At 35.7% G+C, this 23,280-nt stretch carries 22 protein-coding genes; 1 reads left to right on the top strand and 21 read right to left on the bottom strand.

Annotated elements, in window-relative coordinates:
• Positions 1-152 precede the first annotated feature (152 nt).
• The 11 genes from JOC48_RS00500 to rpsU all read right to left on the bottom strand — a co-directional run bounded on the left by JOC48_RS00500 (position 153) and on the right by rpsU (position 9,654).
• A complete protein-coding gene (locus tag JOC48_RS00500; protein ID WP_204497083.1) occupies positions 153-533 on the bottom strand; it encodes a diacylglycerol kinase family protein in 381 nt (126 codons plus the stop codon).
• A complete protein-coding gene (ybeY, locus tag JOC48_RS00495; RefSeq protein ID WP_204497082.1) occupies positions 508-975 on the bottom strand; it encodes an rRNA maturation RNase YbeY in 468 nt (155 codons plus the stop codon). Before ybeY ends, JOC48_RS00500 begins: the two co-directional genes overlap by 26 nt.
• 2 nt (positions 976-977) lie before the next feature.
• Positions 978-3,155 carry an HD family phosphohydrolase gene (locus tag JOC48_RS00490; protein ID WP_204497081.1) on the bottom strand — a complete coding sequence of 726 codons (2,178 nt, stop codon included), beginning with the start codon at positions 3,153-3,155 and terminating at the stop codon, positions 978-980.
• Positions 3,156-3,219: 64 nt separating this feature from the next.
• A complete protein-coding gene (locus JOC48_RS00485; RefSeq protein ID WP_204497080.1) occupies positions 3,220-4,176 on the bottom strand; it encodes a PhoH family protein in 957 nt (318 codons plus the stop codon).
• 3 nt (positions 4,177-4,179) lie between these two features.
• Positions 4,180-5,406, bottom strand: a complete 1,227-nt coding sequence (yqfD, locus tag JOC48_RS00480) for a sporulation protein YqfD (protein WP_204497079.1) — start codon at positions 5,404-5,406, stop codon at positions 4,180-4,182.
• Between the two features lie 25 nt (positions 5,407-5,431).
• Positions 5,432-5,713: a sporulation protein YqfC gene (gene yqfC / locus JOC48_RS00475; protein ID WP_204497078.1), complete on the bottom strand. Its 282-nt coding sequence runs from the start codon at positions 5,711-5,713 to the stop codon at positions 5,432-5,434.
• Positions 5,714-5,999: 286 nt separating this feature from the next.
• Entirely contained in the window at positions 6,000-6,467 is a 468-nt protein-coding gene (locus JOC48_RS00470) for a hypothetical protein (protein ID WP_204497077.1), read from the bottom strand.
• Between the two features lie 30 nt (positions 6,468-6,497).
• Positions 6,498-7,487: a flotillin-like protein FloA gene (floA, locus tag JOC48_RS00465; protein ID WP_204497076.1), complete on the bottom strand. Its 990-nt coding sequence runs from the start codon at positions 7,485-7,487 to the stop codon at positions 6,498-6,500.
• Positions 7,488-7,497: 10 nt separating this feature from the next.
• Complete coding sequence (locus tag JOC48_RS00460; protein ID WP_204497075.1) at positions 7,498-8,835, bottom strand: NfeD family protein; 1,338 nt, start codon at positions 8,833-8,835, stop codon at positions 7,498-7,500.
• 177 nt (positions 8,836-9,012) lie between these two features.
• On the bottom strand, positions 9,013-9,459 hold the full coding sequence (locus JOC48_RS00455) for a GatB/YqeY domain-containing protein (RefSeq protein WP_204497074.1): 447 nt from the start codon (positions 9,457-9,459) through the stop codon (positions 9,013-9,015).
• 18 nt (positions 9,460-9,477) lie between these two features.
• Entirely contained in the window at positions 9,478-9,654 is a 177-nt protein-coding gene (gene rpsU, locus JOC48_RS00450; RefSeq protein ID WP_143894420.1) for a 30S ribosomal protein S21, read from the bottom strand.
• Between the two features lie 136 nt (positions 9,655-9,790).
• Between rpsU and JOC48_RS00445 the strand changes: the two genes are divergently transcribed.
• A complete protein-coding gene (locus tag JOC48_RS00445; protein WP_204497073.1) occupies positions 9,791-10,777 on the top strand; it encodes a Na/Pi symporter in 987 nt (328 codons plus the stop codon).
• A 122-nt stretch (positions 10,778-10,899) separates the two neighbouring features.
• Here JOC48_RS00445 and deoC read toward each other — a convergent pair whose 3' ends face one another.
• The 10 genes from deoC to lepA all read right to left on the bottom strand — a co-directional run bounded on the left by deoC (position 10,900) and on the right by lepA (position 23,273).
• Entirely contained in the window at positions 10,900-11,571 is a 672-nt protein-coding gene (gene deoC / locus JOC48_RS00440; RefSeq protein WP_204497072.1) for a deoxyribose-phosphate aldolase, read from the bottom strand.
• Positions 11,572-11,676: 105 nt separating this feature from the next.
• On the bottom strand, positions 11,677-13,038 hold the full coding sequence (gene mtaB / locus JOC48_RS00435) for a tRNA (N(6)-L-threonylcarbamoyladenosine(37)-C(2))-methylthiotransferase MtaB (protein WP_204497071.1): 1,362 nt from the start codon (positions 13,036-13,038) through the stop codon (positions 11,677-11,679).
• Between the two features lie 2 nt (positions 13,039-13,040).
• On the bottom strand, positions 13,041-13,799 hold the full coding sequence (locus JOC48_RS00430) for a 16S rRNA (uracil(1498)-N(3))-methyltransferase (RefSeq protein WP_204497070.1): 759 nt from the start codon (positions 13,797-13,799) through the stop codon (positions 13,041-13,043).
• A 16-nt stretch (positions 13,800-13,815) separates the two neighbouring features.
• Positions 13,816-14,754: a 50S ribosomal protein L11 methyltransferase gene (gene prmA / locus JOC48_RS00425; protein WP_204497069.1), complete on the bottom strand. Its 939-nt coding sequence runs from the start codon at positions 14,752-14,754 to the stop codon at positions 13,816-13,818.
• A gap of 75 nt (positions 14,755-14,829) precedes the next feature.
• Positions 14,830-15,954, bottom strand: a complete 1,125-nt coding sequence (gene dnaJ / locus JOC48_RS00420) for a molecular chaperone DnaJ (protein ID WP_204497068.1) — start codon at positions 15,952-15,954, stop codon at positions 14,830-14,832.
• A gap of 267 nt (positions 15,955-16,221) precedes the next feature.
• Positions 16,222-18,057 (bottom strand): molecular chaperone DnaK, encoded by a 1,836-nt coding sequence (gene dnaK, locus JOC48_RS00415; RefSeq protein WP_204497067.1) that lies wholly within the window; start codon positions 18,055-18,057, stop codon positions 16,222-16,224.
• A 31-nt stretch (positions 18,058-18,088) separates the two neighbouring features.
• A complete protein-coding gene (gene grpE, locus JOC48_RS00410; protein ID WP_204497066.1) occupies positions 18,089-18,676 on the bottom strand; it encodes a nucleotide exchange factor GrpE in 588 nt (195 codons plus the stop codon).
• 253 nt (positions 18,677-18,929) lie between these two features.
• Positions 18,930-19,952 (bottom strand): heat-inducible transcriptional repressor HrcA, encoded by a 1,023-nt coding sequence (hrcA, locus tag JOC48_RS00405; protein WP_204497065.1) that lies wholly within the window; start codon positions 19,950-19,952, stop codon positions 18,930-18,932.
• 145 nt (positions 19,953-20,097) lie between these two features.
• Positions 20,098-21,252: a radical SAM family heme chaperone HemW gene (gene hemW, locus JOC48_RS00400; RefSeq protein WP_204497064.1), complete on the bottom strand. Its 1,155-nt coding sequence runs from the start codon at positions 21,250-21,252 to the stop codon at positions 20,098-20,100.
• Positions 21,253-21,455: 203 nt separating this feature from the next.
• A complete protein-coding gene (gene lepA, locus JOC48_RS00395; RefSeq protein ID WP_204497063.1) occupies positions 21,456-23,273 on the bottom strand; it encodes a translation elongation factor 4 in 1,818 nt (605 codons plus the stop codon).
• Positions 23,274-23,280: the final 7 nt, after the last annotated feature.

Genomic DNA, 23,280 nt, shown 5'->3' with positions numbered 1-23,280 from the left:
ACATAAATTTTCGTTTGCATTAAAGAAAAATCCCTTTATACCTAATTTGGCATAAAGGGAGTTTTTTATGAACAAACAATTAATTTGACATTTTCAGACAATTTAATTGGCATGCAACGATTCTTAGATAATTGCTTAAACTACTGCACCTTTCAAAAAAACAAACGAAATAGCTTGGGTAAAAAAATAATGGAACCTACAATAACAGATGTACAAGCTGCGATAAATACAGCACCAGCAGATATGTCCTTTATCAACCCTACTGATGAGTTAAATTCTGGAGCTAAGTAATCCATTACTTTTTCAATGGCTGTATTCATTATTTCAAAAGAAAGCACCAATCCAATCGTAATGATTATAATCGCCCATTCGACAGGAGTAATATGGAGAATAATTCCCATTATAGTAACAATTACACTTATTACCATTTGAATTTTTAAATTTCGCTCTGATTTAATCGCTTCTTTTACCCCGTTAATGGCATGCTCAAACCCTACTCGTTTATTTTTATTCCCTTGATAATCCGAACTCATTCAATATATCCTCTTGTCGTTGAAACATTTGCTTCTCATCTATCTCATTCATATGATCATAACCTAATAGATGTAAAAAACCATGTAATGCAAGAAAGCCTAATTCTCTTTGAAACGAATGGTTATATTCTTTTGCCTGTTCCTCAGCCTTATCAACCGATATTACAATATCTCCGAGAATAACTGGAAGATCACCACCAACGATTTCCATTTCTCCTTCACCTTTTTCCTCCAATGCAAAAGAAATAACATCTGTTGGTTTATCAATTTGTCGGTAATTCCTATTAATGATTTGAATTTCATTATTATCAACGAAACTAATGGAAATCTCAGCTTCAGGTGTAATGTTCTCTTGGTTAGCAGCAAATGAAATAAGCCGTTGAACCATGTCAATATATTCTTCCGTCACCTTTTTCGTTTCATCGTGAAAATCGATATGCATTTTCAGTTTGCCTCCTTTACTTCCTTGCTTGTAGGGTATTGTATTCTTGAATGAAAGATCCCATTTAATGTTTCACAAATCGCCTGCTGAATCGTCTCTAATTCTCTGAACGTCAGAGAACTTTCACTTAGTTGGCCATCCATCAACCGATCATTTATAATCGATGTAACAATTTCATTAATTTTTTCATTTGTCGGCTCTTTTAATGAACGAACTGCAGCTTCTATTGAGTCACATATACAAATAATCGCTGCTTCTTTTGTACGAGGTTTAGGGCCGGGATAACGATAGTCTGCCTCATTAACAGCTTTATTTTTGTCTTTATCTTTGTAATAAAAATATTTCAATAATGTAGTCCCATGGTGCTGTTCTGCAATATCAATGATCTCTTTTGGTAGTTTATGTTTCTTAAGCATTTTTGAACCGTCATATGGGTGATTAATAATAATTTCAGCACTTTGTTTTGGTTCAATAAAATCATGTGGATTTCTTATTCCCATTTGATTTTCAATAAAATAATGTGGTCGTACTGTTTTTCCTAAATCGTGATAATATGCAGCTACACGTGCCAACAGACCGTTTGCACCAATGGATTCACAACAGGCCTCACTCAAGTTCGCAACCATTACACTATGATGATATGTACCTGGTGCTTCTGTTAATAATTTTCTAAGAAGTGGTTGATTGGGACTGGACAGGGTTAAAAGCTTTGTATCTGATAAAATTCCCAAACCTGCTTCGAAAAAAGGTAACATTCCTATGGTCAATACCGAAGCAAGAAATGCAGAAGTTATTCCAAATCCCACTAAAAGAAAAGATTCATAAATAGAATACTTTTCAAATGATAATAATAAGAATATTAATACAGTTAATATATTAATGACCGTTATACCTAACCCAGCCTTTAATATTGCCGTTCGATCCTTTACACTATACAAAAAAATGATTCCTGCTAGCTGTGAAAACAATAAGTAAATACAAGCTTCCATATTGAGTGACCCAGGAATTTCGGCATTAAATATAACACTGCCCATAACTGCGTATACAATACCTAATACGATTGCTAAACGGTCATAGAGTAAAATTTTTAACAACATTGTAGCAGTTGCAACTGGAACAAGTAAAAATAACTGATTGACTGGAGTAGTATATATACTAATTAGTTTCATCATACCAACAGTCAGTAAGCTAATCAGTAAAATGGATGCAATTTTACGATTATCTAATCGATTGTTTTCAGCATACTTATTTATTTCATAAACAATAATTCCTAAAAGTAATATAATAAAGATGATTAGTCCAATGACAGGATAACTATTACGGTCGCTATCCAGTAACCCTACCAATGCCAGTTCCTCATATATTTCATTGGTGATTGTTTGACCTTCTCGAACTATTACTTCTCCGGCCCGAATCATTACAGGTTCTACATTACTAATTGCCTGCTTTTGTGCCTCATTTGTTTTTTCAACATCGTAAAAAGAATTTTCAACAACAGCGAATTTAGTTAATGAATAGAGTGCTTCCTTGAGCTGTTCATCTATACTTGAATACCTTAATTTTTGATTTACACTCTGAACCGCTGTTTGTACCTCATCCGTACGAACACCTTCATTTAATACTTCATAAAGGGATGTAGTTAATAGCTCTTGGCCCAAAGACCTTTCACGAGGGCTTGCCTCAACAATACTTAATAACACCTCTTGACTTAAATCATCAGTGATTGAAGGGCTTAGTACTTGCTGTAGAGACTGAACTCTTTCCTGATTCGTCAAGGGAACACTTGAGTCATATTGATTTTCTTCATTTTCACCAACAGTTACTTCTTCTTCTTGAGCAGCATCAATTTCCTCTTGCTGTTTTTCAATGGCATCAAATAATTCATTTACATAATCGACCCGTTCTTGAGTAATCACACTAGAAACATCATAACGATCATCAACTGCTTGAATAGCTTCTCTGATTTTACGATCTGTTTCTTTCGTATTCTCAATAGTAATAGGTGAACGGATGGTTTCTTTTGCATTATTAAATCGTTCAATTTCGTAGGTTTCAGTGTAGACATTAGAAAGCATTATGAAAAAAAAGAAACAACCCAAAACCAAGCTTGGTATAACAATACGAATCCATTTTTCTTTATCTTTTACAAATTGTAAAAAGTGTTCCCAAACAGACTTCATCTCGTTCTCCCCTTTTAAATAGAGAAATAAGACCCATGGTTTTGGGTCTTAACTCATACAACAGTTATTCCTTTTCATAAGCATCAATTATTTTCTGAACGAGCGGATGACGAACAACATCAGACTGTTGTAAATAAATAAAAGCAATCCCCTTTATTGATGATAACTTTGTCTCAACAACCTTCAACCCAGAATTAACACCCTTTGGCAGGTCAACTTGAGTGATGTCACCCGTTATTACCATTTTTGAACCAAAACCTAACCTTGTTAAAAACATTTTCATTTGAGCATGGGTTGTATTTTGCGCTTCATCTAATATAACAAATGCATCATCTAATGTACGACCACGCATATATGCAAGTGGAGCAATTTCAATTGTTCCACGTTCAATTAACCTTTGCGTATGTTCAGTACCCAACACATCATGAAGCGCATCATATAGTGGTCTTAGATATGGATCAACCTTTTCCTTTAAATCACCAGGTAAAAAACCGAGACTTTCCCCAGCTTCTACTGCCGGTCGTGTCAAAATGATTCGTTTCACTAAACCTTGCTTTAAAGCATTTATTGCCATAACAACTGCAAGATAGGTTTTTCCCGTACCGGCTGGCCCGACACCAAAAACGAGGTCATGTGATTTAATAGAATTAACGTAATTTCTTTGACCAAGTGTTTTTACTCGGATAGATTTTCCTTTTGCATTCTTTGTTATTTCATCTTCAAATAATGTTTCAAACTGATTTATTTTACCTTTTTTTGCTAGTTCAACAGCATAGACGACATCTCTTTCAGAAATTGTCAGTCCCTTTCGTACGATTCCTAATAATGCTAACAAAATTTCCTCAATCAATTGTATATCTTCGTCAGTTCCAGAGACTCTAACTTGCTCTCCTCTAGTGATTATAGATACGTTCAGCTGCTGTTCAATTTGTTTTAAGTTTTTGTCTTCTGTACCAAATAAACTTAATGCTTCACTTGGGTTGTCAATTTGTAAGTCTATTGTAATTAAATCTTCAGGCATAAATCAATCTCCTTGAGAAATAGGTTGAGTTATTGCAATATTTTCACGAGCTGTGAAGTAAAGTATTAATTTAACTTTACCATTCTCTATTCGTTCGTGCAAAACTTTTTCAAAACTTATTTCTGCTTCATGTCCAAGTTTATTTTGTAGGTTGTTTTTAGCTTGTTTAATTCCAGCTTCAACCGCTTCTTCCTGTGTTCTTTCCACTCTTCTCAATTCTTTTTCCTGAACCTTTTGTGTAACAAAGCCAATCGGAAGATCCCACTGAAAAAATTGAAATTTTCTTTCATTTAATTCCATTTGCACTTGATTATATTCTGGATTTTTAAAACCCCAAATTTGAAGATTAAATTTTCCAAATGTTAAAAAGTACTTGTTTATAGAATCTCCAGTCAATATATCATAATTCGCTTTTAAAGGAATAGTAACTTCAGATTCATACCAGGTTTTTGCGATTATTTCACCTTCTGCTTCTACTAATTCTCCCCGATTAACTTTTTTACCTTCCTCATCCTTACTCGTCTCTTCATTTTTCTTACCAAGTACACCAGAAACGAGCAAATCACCCTTTTCAACAAAATCATTGACCTTTACTATAGGTTGTCCTTTTGCAACAAACATATCAACAATAACGCCTTCCTTTTTAGCAATTAAGTGATTTGGACCATGTTCTTCCCTTTCGTCAACTACTGTTTTTTCTACACCCTCAAGATGAAAGGTTGTCCCTTTTTCATTTACGCCTACCCATAACAATTCCGGTATATCATCAAGAAGCTTTTTTTGAATTTCACCGGGGGATTCCAGTTTAAATTTCATCGCCCCGGGATAAATTCCATATTCATTTAGTTGCTTCGTTATTCGCTTTTCTATTTCAGGATGGACACCTTTCACCTGTACATCCCAAACAATATTAGATAGAAATGTTACAAATAAAATACTTAAAAACAAACTAATAAGTAATGGTTTTTTTGACAAAATTCTTCTAGATAAAAATGGTGCTCCTTTTTTATGTAAAAATGTAATCTTATATATCGTCCTTCTTCGTAATGATTTCACTAATGAAATATCTTTCAAAAAAATATTTCCTGTACAGACTGTATTTTCTCTTTTTTTAACATTCCAAACTGTTACACCTTTTTTGGCGCAGAGATCAAAAAATAATTCAGGATGGTGTCCGATCACTTGAATGGTAACGTAGCCGGAAAAAAATACACCTTGTGTTTGTTTCATACAATTTCTCCTTCCATCCCAATTCCTAATCTTCGATAAATACAATTTCTTTGATGGTTCCTTCTAAGAGAATCTCTTCTGGTAGCATCATTTTTAGAACAAATTTATTACCTGTTATTTTTAAATATCCTTGCTTCATTTTTAGTCGAAGTTCATTATCAGAAAATAAAATAAGACCATGATGATTCTCTATGTAAGCATGTATTTGTCCAATTGTTGTAATTCTAGGAAGTTCGAGGACAACATCAGGTGGTAATTCAAGGTGTTCAGTCAGCCAATTACCAATTTTTTGTTGCAGCTTTTTCATCTAAGATGCCCCCTCTCACATAATGTGTATGTAATAGACGTCTATATAAGAACAGTAATATCACCGTAAATAAATAGTTGTACCTACATTTTTTTAGACTTATTACCTCTATTATCAATATGAACAAAAGGAAAAGAGTATGTAGAAAATTTGCTCCAAAAGGGGTCTGACCCCCTTTGTGGACATTTGTCTTTCCTGAGAGGACAATTCAATTTTCATCTTCTACTAAATCCTAGAGCCAAAAGAAAAAAACCTTTGTCATTTAGTGACAAAGGTTTTTTCGTATTTATATCCTTCTATTCGGTGGTCGAGATTGATTTTTTTGATGTGCCTTTGGCGGACTTAGTACCTCAGCCATAATGACACTTTCAACTATCTTATTACTAGATAAATTACGTCTAACAGAAATGGTGGACTGTTTGACACTTCTGTCAACAGGCTTAAGTTTAGGTTTTTGAGAGGTCTCTCGTTGATCCCATTCACCACCACTTCCTTCAACCGTATGTTTTCCACTTTCTATTTTATCTTTTAACGCCTCTAATTGCTCTTGTTTCTTATCCTTAAATGCTTCGGATTGTGTTTCCAAAACGTCTTCTACTTCTTGCCCTACTCTTCCAGATGGAGTCGGGGTTGGACGAGGAATATCACGCTTTACTGGTGGCCTGTTTGTATTTTTCTTATCTTCCTTTTTAGAACCAAATAACCAGCTACCTATAACAAATATTGCTATGATAATTCCTATAAGATCTTCCATGAAAACCCTCCTTTTCGAGGATTATACATTTTATTCTTCCTCTTCGTTTTCATTTTTAGAAATCTTACCAATTGAATCACGCATATCCGTATCAGCGTTAATGTTCTTATAATTCATATAATCCATTACACCCATATTTCCTGAACGCAATGCTTCTGCCAATGCTTGTGGAACTTCTGCTTCTGCTTCCACAACCTTCGCACGCATTTCTTGAACACGGGCAAGCATTTCTTGCTCTTGCGCAACAGCCATAGCACGACGTTCTTCAGCTTTCGCTTGTGCAATATTCTTATCTGCTTCTGCCTGATCTGTTTGTAGTATAGCCCCAATGTTTTTACCGATATCAACATCCGCAATATCAATCGATAAAATTTCAAATGCCGTTCCTGCATCTAAACCTCTGTTTAAAACATTATGTGAAATTGAATCTGGATTTTCTAATACTTTTGTGTGTGCTTCAGAACTACCAATTGTACTTACAACACCTTCACCGACACGTGCAATGACTGTATCTTCCCCAGCACCACCGACTAATCGATCAATGTTTGCTCGAACAGTAATTCTAGCTTTTGCCTTTACTTCAATACCATCCATTGCGATACCAGCAATAAATGGAGTTTCAATAACTTTTGGATTTACACTCATTTGCACAGCTTCTAACACATCTCGACCAGCTAAATCGATCGCTGCAGCTCTTTCAAAACTTAATTCGATATTAGCACGTTGAGCGGCAATCAGTGCATTAACCACACGGTCGACATTACCACCTGCTAGGTAGTGACCCTCTAATTGGTTGTTACTCACATCAATACCAGCTTTATGAGCCTTAATTAAAGGGTTAATCACACGAGCAGGAACAACTCTTCTTAAGCGCATACCTACTAAATTAAAAATACTTACACGAACACCCGCTGCTAGTGCACTAATCCATAGCATTACGGGAATAAATGTGAATAAAACAGCAATAGCAATAATAATAATACCAATGATTATGATCGGTAAAAGTTCTTGAATCTCCATACTATTCCTCCTAATTTTTTTCTACTATCTCTCGAACTACAATCCGAGCTCCTTCTGTTTTGACAACTTTGACAGATTTATCACTACTAATAAATCCACCTTCGCTAACCACATCCAGACGTTCCTCATCAAAAATGGCTGTACCTGAAGGCCGGAGCGGAGTTAATGTTTTTCCTTCCTGCCCAACTAATTCTACCCGGTTTACAGAGGAAATATATCCTTTTTCTGTTGTTGTTGCATCTTTCAAAATAATATGTTTAAAAATTCCTTTTTCTAATCCCATCGTTTTATACAAAATAACAGATACGATAATCGAAACAAGGATAGCTATTCCTACACTCCAAGCCATATGACCCATGTCTTGTCCTGATAAGAATAACGAAAAGATAATAGCACCGATACCAATAATACCTAAAATACCACCAGGAACGAATATTTCTACAACAACCAATATAATACCTAATATTAACAGAATAATGGATTCATAACCAGCTAATCCCGCTACGATATGACCGTAAAAAAATAGCACTAGCGACAAAAGACCCATGGAACCAGGTATCCCAAAACCAGGCGAATACAACTCTACAATCAATCCAATACTTGCGATGGAAAGCAATATTGGCACAACAGCTGGATGCGTTATAAAACGAGCAATTTCTTCGGCGAGTGTTGGCTCCGTCTCTACAACCGTAGCGTTCGATAAACCTAATTTACTAAGTAGTTCTGTTCGGTGCTCAACTATATCCTCTGCATATCCTACTTCAACCGCAGATGACGGTTCCAGTGTTAGATATTCGCCTTCAGGAGCCCCATATTCTTCTAAGTCAATATCAGGATCAGCCATAGCAGCTGCATAGAGAGGATCCCTCCCCTTAGATGAAGCAGCACTTTTCATAGCTGCAAGCCATGCTGATTGGGCTTTTTTTTCAGCTGCATTTCCATCAGAAGTAATAACTCCACTAGCACCCATAGTAGCTTGCGGTTTCATATAAATATAATCGGTATTTAAGGCGATATAGGATCCCGCTGAAAGTGCTTGGCTAGTAATAAAAGAAGTAGTAGGGATTTCTATATTCTGAAATAACTCACCAATATTATTGGCCGCATCTACTCTTCCACCAGGAGTATCGATTTCAAAAATGATATGATCAGCGTTTTCTTCTTTTGCTTCTTCTGTCGTACGGGTTAAGAAGGCTTCTAACCCTCTTTCCACTTCTTTTTCAATTGGGATAATATAAATAAGCTTTCCTTCCCCATTGGATTCAGCATGTATCGCATTAATTGAAACACCAAGTGCTAAAAGGATACCAACAAAATAAAATAGTAATCTTGTTGTATAAATCTTCACTCCGAACCTCCTTTCTATTTTTATGTACACATGTAATACGTAATAGTGATGAAGAGGGTTTCACAAACATTTTATTTTCTTAAAAAATGTTTAGAATATAAACCATAATAAATCCCTTGTCAATTGTATGACAAGGGATTTACAAAAGCATATTTGAATCATCAAAGGTTATCTACATTAAGTAAGATGCTTTTGAACAAATTGATTGACTTGTGAACCATCTGCTTTGCCTTTAATTTTAGGCATGATAGCACTCATTACTTTTCCCATTTCTTTTTTCGTGGTAGCATTAACCTCTTTTATTGTTTCTAAAACAATATCTTCAAGCTCTTCTTGAGTTAGCTGTTCTGGCATATATACTTGTAAAACTTTAATTTCATCTTTCAGTTTCTCTACAAGATCATCGCGTCCAGCTTCGTCAAATTCTCGGAGGGAATCGTTACGTTGTTTTAACTCTTTAGTCAAAACAGATAACTCTTCTTCTTCAGATAGATTGTCTTTTCCCAGTTTGATTGCTTCATTTTGAAGTGAAGCTTTTACCATGCGAATAACACTTAAGGTTTCTCTATCCTTATTTTTCATCGCTTGTTTCATATCCTGGTTTAGACGTTCAACTATTGACATTTTTTCTTCGCACCCTCTTTAATACTTACGCTTTCTAGCAGCCTCAGACTTTTTCTTACGACGCACACTAGGTTTTTCATAAAATTCTTTTTTACGATATTCAGCCAATGTACCGTTTTTAGATACACTGCGTTTAAAGCGACGAAGAGCATCTTCAAGTGACTCGTTTTTACGAACGCGAGTTGTGTTTGACATACTAATATCCCTCCCTCCGAAGCGTACAACAATTTGTAACAGCATATGTACTACATATGCCTATCGACAATTATAATATAATGATTTTTTTTGGTCAACTTTTTCTGACTAATAATATTATTGTTTAATAAAAATCATGAATCGAAAATCTTGTCCATATAATGATATAGAGGTGAACAAGTTGGGAGATTTAATTTCGCTTACTGCTATATTTATTATGTTGTTTTTTTTAGGAATGAGTATATTACGAACTGGACTGTATCAGCTTTCCTATCAAAAAATGAAAGATGTATTAGCTAATTTAACAAAAAGTTTCCCCGTTGGATTATTAACAGGTTGTATTGCTACTGTTCTTTTACAAAGTAGTTCCCTAATTATGATTCTAACGATTAGCTTCGTAAGTTTAGGTTACATATCATTTAAAAACTCTATTGGGGTAATATTTGGTGCCAATATTGGAACCACTGCAACTGGAGAAATATTGGCATATTCCGATTTTATTCCTGAAACAGCTATCCTTATTATTGGAGCTATCTTATTATTTTTTCCAAACAAAGTTGCATTTAGTTTAGGGGCTATATTTGTAGGATTAGGAAGTATTTTTGTATCATTGAATGGATTTGAATCGTTAGCAACTGAGGTTGCCCGGATGCCGATATTAAGTCAAAGCATTCAATACTCGGAGTCGAATCCGCACATCGGAGTAATTATCGGGCTAATCGTAAGTGCTATTATTCAATCTTCTAGTGCGACAATCGGAATTACAATGAGTTTTTTAGATGAAGGAATACTTACTATAGCAGCTTCCATCGCTATTGTTCTTGGGGCCAATATTGGAACGTGCTTCACGTCCATACTTGCTACTCTAGGGACGAATAAAGAAGCAAAGCTTGTGGCAATGGCACACGTTTGGTTTAATATTGCTGGCGTATTATTATTTATACCATTCTTAGATAGCTTGAGTGATGTTGCTCAGCTTCTATCGACAAACCTTAAGGAGCAACTAGCACACATATCGGTTCTTTTTAATGTATTATCTGTTTTAATATTTCTTCCTTTTATTCATTTGTTTCAAAAGTTTATCATGAAAATTCATGGTCAACAAATTAGTATCAAAACATAGAAAAGCTGTCCCTTTGTATGAGGACAGCTTCTTCTTTGTCAAAAGCAGTATTGTTCGATTCATTTATGACTAATTATATGGCAAAAGAAACTAATAATCAACACAATCTTTAACAAGGCTTATTAATAATCCATTTTACCTTTCTCTCCAGCAATAATTTGCACTCCAGCACTTGCACCAATTCTAGTTGCACCTGCTTCAATCATTGCATTTGTCGTTTCAAGGTCACGAACTCCTCCAGAAGCTTTTACTCCCATTTCACTTCCTACAGTTTTCCGCATAAGTGTAATATCTTCCACAGTTGCTCCTCCACCGGAGAAACCAGTAGAAGTTTTAACAAAATCTGCACCTGCTCGTTTAGCAAGTTTGCAAGCAACCACTTTTTCATCATCCGTTAAAAGAGAAGTTTCAATGATAACCTTTGTTAGTGCATGTCCTTTTGCAGCTTCTACTACCGCCTTAATATCAGCTTCGACAGTATCCAATTCCTTTGATTTTAATGCTCCCACATTAATGACCATATCTACTTCGGTTGCACCGTTCTTGATAGCTTGTGACGTCTCAAACGCTTTCGTTTCCGTTGTTGTTGCACCTAGTGGGAAACCAATAACAGTACATACTTTCACATCAGATTCTTGGAGATGATTATAACAATAACTTACCCAGTATGGATTAACACAAACAGATGCAAACCCATTTTCTTTTGCTTCTTGAATAATTTGATCAATCTTTTCTTTTTTAGTATCTGGCTTTAATTGAGTATGGTCTATCATTCTTGCTAGTTCAAGGTTCATGTCAAGACTGCTCCTTTTATTTTATTCAGCATCATCATAGCACGAATATTTCAAAAAAAACAATAGAGACAAACGTAATGCCGTTTATCCCTATTGTATAGTAGTTTATGACGATAATTCCACTTTCTCATTTATATTCGGTTCATCCATTATCCGGACAAATGTACCTTCATTATACGGATATCCAGAATCTTTAATTTTGACACGAACAATTTTTCCAATCATATCTTCTGACCCTGCAAATTTAACTTTTAAATAGTTATCTGTATAGCCAACAAAAATATTTTCTTCTTCCTTGTCATCTGTCAAACGTTCCTCTGGAATTACTTCTAATACTTCACCTTCAAACATGGAAGCATATTCTTTTGCTTGCTTATTAGAAAGGTCAATAAGTTTATGAACACGATCATTTTTGACTTCATCTTCTACTTGATTATCCATTCGTGCAGCTGGAGTCCCAGTTCTTCTTGAAAATGGAAAAACATGAAGCTCGGAGAAACCAATTTCTTGGATAAAGCGATATGTTTCCATAAACTCATCTTCTGTTTCTCCTGGAAATCCAACAATTACATCAGAAGTAATAGCAAGCCCAGGCAGTGCCTGTTTGATTTTTTCCACCCTTGCCTTATAAAAGGATGAAGAATACTTTCTTCTCATTCGCTCTAACACAGTGTCTGACCCTGATTGCAACGGAATGTGTAAATGCCTTACTATCTTTGATGATTGATCTAACACTTCAATTACTTCATCGGTAATTTGACTAGCTTCAATTGATGAAATTCTAATACGTTTTAATCCAACTACCTTTTCTTCTAAATCACGGAGTAATTGGGCAAAATTATAATCTTTCATGTCTTCCCCATAACCCGCTGTATGAATACCTGTTAATACGATTTCTTTATAGCCTGCATCCACTAATTGTTGAGCTTGTTTTAAAACATTTTCAGGTTCTCTTGACCTTAATAACCCTCGTGACCACGGGATAATGCAAAATGTACAAAAGTTGTTACAGCCTTCTTGTATTTTTAATGAAGCTCTTGTCCGATCTGAAAATTCTGGAACATCCATTTCCTCGAACACACGATTCTTCATAATATTAGATACACCATTAATCGGTTGTCGATATTCTTGATGTTCTTCGATATATTCAATCATTTTGCCACGGTCTTGCGTACCGACTACAACGTCGACTCCTGGAATTTCCATAATTTCACCAGGTGATGTTTGTGCATAACAACCCGTGACACATACGACTGCCTCAGGGTTTTTACGAATAGCACGACGGATTACTTGCCTGCTTTTTTTATCACCCGTATTAGTTACTGTACATGTATTTATAACATAAACATCGGAATCATGGTCAAAATCAACCCGTTCATAGCCAGCAGCTTTAAACTTCTGCCATATGCCTTCCGTTTCATAATGATTTACTTTACATCCTAACGTATGAAAAGCCACTGTAGGCATTTTCACCACTCCAATTCTTCAAAATGATAAGAAATACTAGACAAAAAATAGAGGGCAGCTGTTTCTGTTCGAAGGATACGTGGACCAAGTCGAACAGTATAAAAACCAACTTCCTTTAATGCGTTTATTTCTTCTAATGTAAACCCGCCTTCTGGTCCAATACAAATAAGAACAGACTGATTTTGATCTATTTCTTTTAAGATAGAACCCAGGCTATGGTATTGCTCTGATCGTGTTTCTTCTTCATATGCAACAAGTTTAACATCATAGGCTTTGCTTTTCTCTAGTAACTTTTGGAAGGGAGATACTTCTTCTATACTTGGAATTCGATTACGATGTGCTTGTTCACTAGCTTCCTTTACAATTTTGTTAAAACGTTCAAGTTTCTTCTTCGCTTTTTTTGAATCCCATTTAACGACAGATCTTTTCGCTTCAAATGGTAGAAAGGCTGATGCACCTAACTCTGTACCTTTTTGAAGTACCAAATCGAATTTATCGCCCTTTGGTAACCCTTGTGCAACGGTAACGTTCACAGGCATTTCAACGGAATCGTTCAACCACTCTTCGACCGCAGCAATAACCTGCTCGTTAGAAATATTAGTAATTACGCAAATGGCCGCTTGACAATAAGGATGATTACAGATAATTTTATCTCCTTCGGTCATTCGCATAACACGAGTTATATGGTGGTAGTCATTAGCACTTAATACGATATGATTATCTGCTTTCCAATTATCAGCCGCTATAAAATATCGTTGCACAAAAACACCAGCTTTCTTACATTTTTCTTGCGATGATTGAAGTCCAATCTTCCATTTGATTCATTTCTAAAATCTCGAATCCGGCTTCAATTAGACCTTCTTTCACTTGTTGTTTTTTGGCTTGAATGATTCCAGATGTAATAAAAATTCCACCAGATTTAAGGCATCGGTAAGCATCTTTTTCAAAACGCAAAATTATTTCAGCCAAAATATTTGCAACAATGACATCTGCTTCCATTTCCACATTATCTAACAGATTATTTTGTCGAATTTGAATACTTTTCTCCACGTTATTTAATTTTGCATTCATTTTCGTACTTTTAACGGCGATTTCATCTAAGTCAAAAGCATGAACCTTTTCAGCACCAAGTAAGACGGAAGCAATACTTAATACACCAGAACCTGTACCTACATCAATGACTGTATCTCCTTTAGAGATGAATTGTTCAAGGGCTTGAATGCTTAGTACTGTTGTGGGATGTGTTCCCGTTCCAAAAGCCATTCCCGGATCTAATTCAATAATGATTTCATCGGTAGAAACGGGTTCATAGTCCTCCCAGGTTGGAGTAATTGTCACTTTTTCTGAGATTTTAACTGGCTTATAATATTTTTTCCAGGCGGTAGCCCATTCCTCTTCACGGACCTCGCTGAGTGTAATTTGATTTGTTCCAAGATCTATATCATATAATAAGAGATTATTAATGGCTTGTTTTATTTCATCGACAGTCTCACCTAAAAAACTATTTACAGGTAAGTATGCCTTAATATATACTCCTTCATCCGGGTAGTCTTGTGGATTTAATTCATAAATTTCACCTAAAAAAGTATCTCTTTCTTTGACTAGGTCATTAGGATCTTCAATAACTACACCACTTGCGCCAGCTTCATGTAGGATATTTGAAATCGGTTCAATGGCCTCATTAGTGGTATGGATACAAAACTCAGACCACTTCAAAATCTATCAACTCATTTCTTAGGTTTTCATACCTGTAGTCATTCTACTTAGAAAAAATATTTAACATACGTCCACTTATTCACCTTTAAATGCTTTTTTTACACGTTGAAAAAAACTGTTTTCCTGTTCATCTGCTGGATTGTTTCCACTTATATCATTAAATTCACGAAGCAGTTCTTTTTGACGATCGGATAAATTCGTAGGTGTAACTACTCTAATTTTGACATGTTGGTCACCATGACCATACCCTCGTACATTTGGGGCGCCTTTTCCTCTCAAGCGGAACGTCTTTCCATTTTGCGTCCCAGCCGGTACTTTAAGCTTCACTTTACCATGTACAGTTGGAACTTCAATTTCATCCCCTAACGCAGCTTGAGCAAAGGTTATAGGCATTTCACAAAAAATGTGATCCCCTTCTCTTTGATAAAACTCATGAGGTGTTATTTGAATGACTACATATAGATCACCTGAAGGTCCGCCATTTTCCCCAGGTTCACCTTGACCTGAAACTCGGATTTGCTGTCCTTCATCAATACCAGCAGGAATGCTAATATGAATTTTTTTACGTTTTTTCACCTTTCCTACTCCACCGCACGTATTACATTTATCCTCAATCATTTTACCTGTACCTTGACAATAATGACAAACGCGTTTATTCACAACGCGACCAAACGGAGTATTTTGTTCCATATTCAACTGACCAGAACCGTTACAGTGACTACATGTTTTCGGTTCTGTACCAGGCTTTGCACCACTACCATGACAAGTATCACAAGTTTCTTCTTTAGGAATTTGTATATCCGTATCTTTTCCAAAAATGGCTTCCTCAAAATCTAGAGTCATCGTATACTGTAGATCAGCCCCTTGTCTAGGAGCGTTAGGGTCCCGACGACGTCCTCCACCGAAGAACATATCAAAAATATCTCCAAAACCACCAAAGTCTTCCGCTCCGCCAAAACCTCCACCGAAGCCTTGACCTTGGGCTCCTGCATGACCAAATTGATCATATTGGGCTCTTTTTTGTTCATTTCCAAGAACCTCATACGCTTCCTTTGCTTCTTTAAATTTGTCGTCAGCACCTTCTTCTTTATTGACATCAGGATGATACTTCCTAGCCAACTTGCGATAAGCCTTTTTTATTTCATCCTTTGAAGCGTCTTTTGAGACACCAAGGATCTCATAATAGTCTCGTTTACTCACTTGACAATCACTCTCCCGACTCTCTTTAGCATAAAGTATATAATAACATTGAATCTATTTTCAGAGCAAATGTTACTGCCCATTTACCAATGTCCGGTATTTTTCTTTTTCTATTAGGCTCTTTTAAAGGATAGTGTTAATATGGAGTCCAAACTTTAACACAGCCTATTATTAAGAAAAAAGTCAAAGCCAAGAGGATCCTGACTTTGACTTTTTTTATTACTTCAACTTTCAACAAATTTAAGCTAAAAAACTTGCTTTATTATATTATTTTTTTTCTTCCTCATCTTTTACTTCTTCGTAGTCAGCATCTACTACGTCATCATTTTGTGCAGTTTCTCCTTCTGCACCTGCATTGGCCTGGGCTTCAGCTTGAGCTTGCTCATAAAGCTTTACAGATAGTGCCTGAACCTGCTCTTGGAGTGCTTCTTTTTTCTCTTTTACTTGATCCAAATCATCGGATTCAAGTGCTTGTTGTAATTCCTCTTTTGCAGCTTCTGCTTTTTGTTTTTCATCATCAGAAACTTTATCGCCAAGATCCTTTATCGTTTTGTCCGTAGTAAAGATTAATTGATCTGCTTCATTACGCAGTTCAATTTCTTCACGCCGCTTCTTATCTGCCTCAGCATTTTCTTCTGCATCTTTCACCATTTGTTCAACTTCCTCATCAGAAAGACCAGAAGAAGATTTAATCGTAATCGACTGCTCTTTATTTGTTCCTAAATCCTTAGCACGCACATTTACAATACCATTTGCATCGATATCAAAAGAAACTTCAATTTGTGGTACCCCACGTGGTGCTGGTGGTATATCAGTTAATTGGAAACGACCGAGCGTCTTATTATCGGCAGCCATCTCACGCTCCCCTTGAAGCACATGAATGTCCACAGCTGTTTGGTTATCAGCAGCTGTTGAGAATACTTGAGAATGACTAGTCGGAATCGTCGTATTACGTTCAATGAGCTTAGTTGTCACACCGCCCATTGTTTCAATACCCAAGGAAAGTGGAGTAACGTCAAGAAGTACAACGTCTTTGACATCCCCTTGTAAAACTCCGCCTTGAATAGCAGCACCAAGTGCAACTACTTCGTCAGGGTTTACCCCTTTTGAAGGTTCTTTTCCAATTTCTTTTTTAATTGCTTCTTGAACAGCTGGGATTCGTGTAGAACCACCAACTAGAAGCACCTTATCGATTTCTCCTGCAGACATGCTTGCATCTTTTAGTGCTTGGCGAGTAGGTCCCATTGTCCGTTCCACAAGACTAGTAGAAAGTTCATCGAATTTTGCACGAGTTAAATTCATTTCTAAGTGTAATGGACCAGATTCTCCTGCTGTAATAAACGGAAGAGAAATTTGTGTCTGAGCTACACCTGATAAATCCTTCTTCGCTTTCTCAGCAGCATCCTTTAGACGTTGAAGTGCCATTTTATCTTTAGATAAATCTATGCCATTTTCCTTTTTAAATTCTGCTACCATATGATCAATAATTACTTGGTCAAAATCGTCACCACCAAGGCGATTATCCCCTGCAGTAGCAACTACCTCAAATGTTCCATCGCCAATATCTAGGATCGAAACATCAAACGTACCTCCACCAAGGTCATAAACTAAAATTGTTTGGTCTTCATTTTCTTTATCGATACCATAAGCTAATGCTGCAGCTGTTGGCTCATTGATAATTCTCTCTACTTCTAATCCAGCGATTTTACCAGCATCTTTTGTTGCTTGACGTTCTGCATCATTAAAATACGCTGGTACAGTGATAACAGCTTTATCTACTTCTTCCCCTAAATAATCTTCAGCATAAGATTTAATGTGTTGTAGAATTATTGCTGATATTTCTTGTGGTGTGTATTCTTTCCCTTCAATATCTACTTTATAGTCTGTACCCATATGACGTTTAATAGAAATAATTGTGTTTGGATTTGTAATCGCTTGGCGTTTTGCAACTTCACCTACTTGGCGTTCACCATTTTTAAAAGCAACTACAGAAGGTGTTGTGCGGTTCCCTTCTGGATTAGGGATTACTTTAGATTCTCCGCCTTCCATGACTGCTACACAAGAATTCGTTGTTCCTAAGTCAATACCGATTATTTTTCCCATGACATAATTCCTCCTTACTTACGTATGTAATTTACTGATTCACTTTTACCATAGCCGGGCGAATAACCCGATCCTTTAGCTTATATCCTTTTTGCAATTCTTCTACAATAACGTTTGAGTCATATTGATCATCTTCTACTTGCATTACTGCTTGATGTAGATGTGGGTCAAATTGTTCACCCTCGGTTTTGATTTCCTCTACCCCTTCTTTTTTTAAGGTATCTGTTAATTGACGGTAAACCATTTCCATTCCTTCTACAAAGCTATTGGCAGATTCATCTTTTAATTCGACATTTAACGCTCTCTCAAAATTGTCAACCACTGGTAATAATTCTGTAACAATTGATTGTGATTTATATTTCAAATCAGACTCTTTTTCTCTCTGTGTTCTTTTACGAAAATTATCATACTCAGCTTGAACTCTTAACAATCGTTGATAAAGTTCCTCTTTTTCCTTTATTAGAGCTTCTTTTTCTTTTTCTACTTCTAAATCAGAATCTCTCGAAGACGCTTCTTGTTTAGCATCACTATTTTCATCTTCCTCAACTAACTCTTGCTCCACCTCTTCAACCGATTCTTCCTGATTTTCTGCTTCCTGTACATGATCTTTTTCTGCCACGATTGTCACCTCCTCAAGTTTTAATTAAATAAAACCTTGTTGAATATATCATAATTCACGTAGTTTTTTAAACTATTAAGGGTTATGAATAGTTAATAGAAAGTTGTTATCAGATGTGATTATACATCTTCAAGACTTTTATAACAGTCTTGTAACCTGATACGTTTGGGCATAATTGTATCAGGTTACAAGTCATAAACATATCACAAGCCTAGAACTAACACTTTACTATCTATACCCTTATTAATGGAATTTAATACCATGAATTAAATGTCCTAGATAATTGATTAGAAAGGACATTTATTAATGAAATTACACGTGAATATTCCATTCGTTTTGGACCTAAAAGCGCAATTGTACCCATTTGACGGTCTCCAAGTGTATAAGTAGCTGTAATCAAGCTACAATCTTGCATCGCATCAATTTTATTTTCTTGCCCAATTGATACTTTGATTCCATCCGATGTTGATCGTAATAGGTCTGCAAGTTTATCCTCTTTTTCGATAATGGAGTATAACGAGCGAATTTTTTCAATATCTTTAAACTCCGGTTGCATTAATATGTTCGTCTTACCGCCAACATACAATTTTACAGGTTGTTCCTCAAACAAAGCTGCCTTCAAATACTGATAAGCTGTGTCATAGTTATTTGTATAAGTATTTAATAGATCAGATACTTCTGTGTGCAGCTTTTCATGAAGCTGTATAATAGGAACATCGACTAGTCTATCGTTTAAAATGTTTACTAGCTTTTCTAAATCTGTTGGCTGAATTTGTGCCGGAACACTAAACGACCTATGTTCAACGTGTCCTGTATTCGTCACTAAAATAGCAACTGCAGTATGGTCAGAAAGACTAATGATTTGTAATTTCTTCAATTTTGTTTCAAACACTTCTGGCCCTAGTATAATCGAAGTATAATTAGTTAAATCAGATAGAACTTTTGCAGATTTCTGTACCACTTGTTCGAATTCCACCATACCCTTTTCAAATGTATGGTTTATAACATTCAAATCAGCACTTGATAAATGAAACGGCGATAAAAGATGGTCAACATAGAAACGATAACCCTTCTCAGAAGGAACTCTCCCTGACGAAGAGTGTGTCTTTTCTATGTAGCCCAAGTCCTCTAAGTCTGCCATTTCATTACGAATGGTTGCAGAACTAAATGATACTTCTTCCTTTTTTGAGATAGCACGCGAACCAATTGGCTGGGCAGAATGGATGAATTCATCAATAATGACTTGTAATACCAACAATTGTCTATTTGATAACATCGATGATCACCTCTGTTAGCACTCTTATCTAATGAGTGCTAAATCTAATATTAAATTATCAAATCAATGGCATATTGTCAACGTGAAAAAATGAAAAGTCATATTAGAATGGTTGTTAGAGCTAAAAGTTTAATCCTTAGCACATTTAAAGAGTCTTCATCGCATCTTCCGTAAGTAAAAACTCCTGGAAGACTTCATTACCAAAAAGTTGACCGGCTTCTGTCAAACGGAAAGCCTCGTCCGTTTCCTTCAACCATCCCTTTTTAATTAAATATTTAAGTTCATCTTTATATATGTTATTCAAATTCACTCCAAATTTTTGTTTAAAGCGTTTTTTGGAAACTCCAGACAATTTTCGAAGTCCGAGGAACATTTCTTCTTCTATTTGTTCTTTCATTCCTATTTCTTCTACGTGAAGGATTGGTTTCCCATCCTTTTTCGCTTTTTGTGTATAAGCCGGAAACGGTCTTAGATTAATGATACGTTTACCTGGTAGATAACCATGAGCCCCTGCTCCAAAACCAAAATAGTAGTCATTATTCCAATACGTTAAATTGTGCAAGCTCTCATAACCAGGTTCCGCAAAGTTACTAATCTCATATTGTTGTTTGCCACTAGCATTCATTTTCTCACGTAGCATTTGAAACATTACCGCTTCATCTTCTTCTTTTGGTTTTTGTAATTTTCCAAGTTTATATCGTTGATAAAAAACTGTTTTGGGTTCTATTTGTAATGCATAAGCAGAATAATGCGGAAGATCAAAACTTAACGCTTCTTCTAATGTCTGGTTAAAGTGTTGAATCGTCTGCTCTGGCAGACTATAGATTAAATCGATACTTATATTAGTTAGTCCTTGTTGTTTTAAATCATTTATATTTTCATATACATCGCTTATTCTATGCATTCTCCCTAGCTCTTCCAGCATTTTATCGTCAAATACTTGTACTCCCATCGAGATTCGGTTAACTTGATAATCGTATAAAAGCTTCATTTTCTCTTTATCTAAATCACCAGGATTTGCTTCAAATGTATATTCTTTACAATGGTCTACATCAAAGTAAGTCGAAACCATCTTTAATAATCGTTCCAACTGGGAATAATTTAACGCTGTTGGCGTACCTCCCCCAACAAAAATAGTTGTAACCTTATGTTTAGATTCTACAATATAGGCTGATAGCTCTTTTTCAAGAGCATCTAGATACTCATTGGCCATTGACTCATTATAAAAGAATTTAGTGAAATCACAATAATGGCACAAATGATGACAAAAAGGTATATGAATATAAACAGATGAAACCATAACATACATCTCCTCACACAAGTGTGTTTTCCAAATTAATCGGCCTCCATATCGAGTCCCGAAGTTTAATCTTCTATTGCAAGCAACAAATTTTTACTTTCTATAATAAAAGACCTGACTCCTATACACCACTCCAACAACCGAATAGTAAACGATCTCGAGGAATGAACGCAAATATAGAGTCAGGTAACTGTAATTATCTTTTATTTATCATCGTCCATTTGAAGTACAGCCATAAACGCCTCTTGCGGAACTTCAACAGAGCCGACCATTTTCATTCGTTTTTTACCTTCTTTTTGTTTTTCTAGAAGCTTCCGTTTACGCGAAATATCCCCACCATAACATTTTGAAAGGACATTTTTTCGCATTGCTTTAATGGTTGAACGAGCAACTACTTTATTTCCTATAACAGCTTGCACTGGTACCTCAAATTGTTGTCTAGGTATTAAGGATTTTAGTTTTTCAACGATTTGTTTTCCGCGCTCATAAGAAAAATCTTTATGAACGATAAAAGATAACGCGTCAATCGTCTCGCCATTTAGCCATATATCCATTTTCACAAGATTTGATATTTTATATCCAATCATTTCATAGTCAAACGAAGCATATCCCTTTGTTTGTGATTTTAATTGATCAAAGAAATCATAAACAATTTCAGATAATGGAATGTCATAGACAACATTTACTCGGTTGTCATCCAGGTATTGCATATCTATGAAATCCCCACGTTTTTTTTGACAGAGCTCCATCACTGGCCCGACAAAATCATTAGGTACCATAACCGTTGCTTTTACATATGGCTCTTGGATTTCTTGAATCTTTTGAGGATCCGGCATAAACGAAGGGTTATCAATCGTTTTCTCTGTTTCATCTGTCATAATTACTTGATAAATAACACTAGGTGCAGTTGTAATTAAGTCAATATTAAATTCTCTTTCAATTCTTTCTTGGACTATTTCCATATGTAAAAGTCCTAAGAAACCACATCGAAAGCCAAAGCCAAGTGCCTGTGAAGTTTCCGCTTCATATTGTAAAGATGAATCATTTAATTCTAACCGCTCCAAAGCTTCTCGTAAGTCGTTATAATTATTAGCATCTACCGGGTATAATCCGCAGAACACCATTGGATTTAAACGACGATAACCTGGTAAAGCTTCTTGTGCAGGGTTATTGGCTAACGTAATGGTATCTCCAACTCGAGTGTCTCCTACATTTTTGATCGAAGCGGTTAGATAACCTACATCCCCTACAGTTAATTCCTTCTTTGGTATTGGCTTGGGATTAAATACACCGATTTCATTTACTTCAAACTCTTTTCCAGTTGCCATCATTTTAATTTTGTCGCCAACTTTTACAGATCCTTCTTTTATACATACATAGGCGACAACTCCACGATAAGAATCATAAAGAGAATCAAAAATTAGAGCTTTTAAAGGGGCTTTTGGGTCACCCGTTGGTGCAGGTATTTGTTCTACGATTTGTTCCAAAATTTCTTCTATTCCTATACCTGCTTTAGCACTTGCTAAAATTGCTTCGTCACCATCGATACCAATTACATCCGTAATTTCCTGCTTTACACGTTCAGTATCAGCACTCGGCAGATCAATTTTATTAATAACTGGAATGATTTCTAAATCATTATCAAGTGCTAAATAGACATTGGCTAACGTTTGAGCTTCAATTCCTTGTGCAGCATCAACGACCAATATTGCTCCTTCACAAGCAGCTAAGCTTCTTGAAACCTCATAAGTAAAATCAACATGTCCCGGTGTATCAATTAAATGAAAAATAAACGTTTCGCCATTTTCTCGCTCATATTTTAGTTGAACAGCATTTAATTTAATTGTGATTCCTCGTTCACGTTCTAAATCCATGGCATCTAAGAATTGTTCTTTCATCTCTCTTGCAGTTAATGCTTTTGTTTTTTCTAAAATCCTATCTGCAAGCGTGGACTTGCCATGATCTATATGAGCAATTATTGAAAAATTACGTACATTACTCTGATTAACTTCTTTTGTCATGATGAAT

It is taken from the genome of Aquibacillus albus (assembly GCF_016908325.1).
GTDB lineage: Bacteria > Bacillota > Bacilli > Bacillales > Amphibacillaceae > Aquibacillus_A > Aquibacillus_A albus.
The sequence above is the reverse complement of the archived record's forward strand: the minus strand, read 5'-3'. Positions and strand labels throughout refer to the sequence as shown.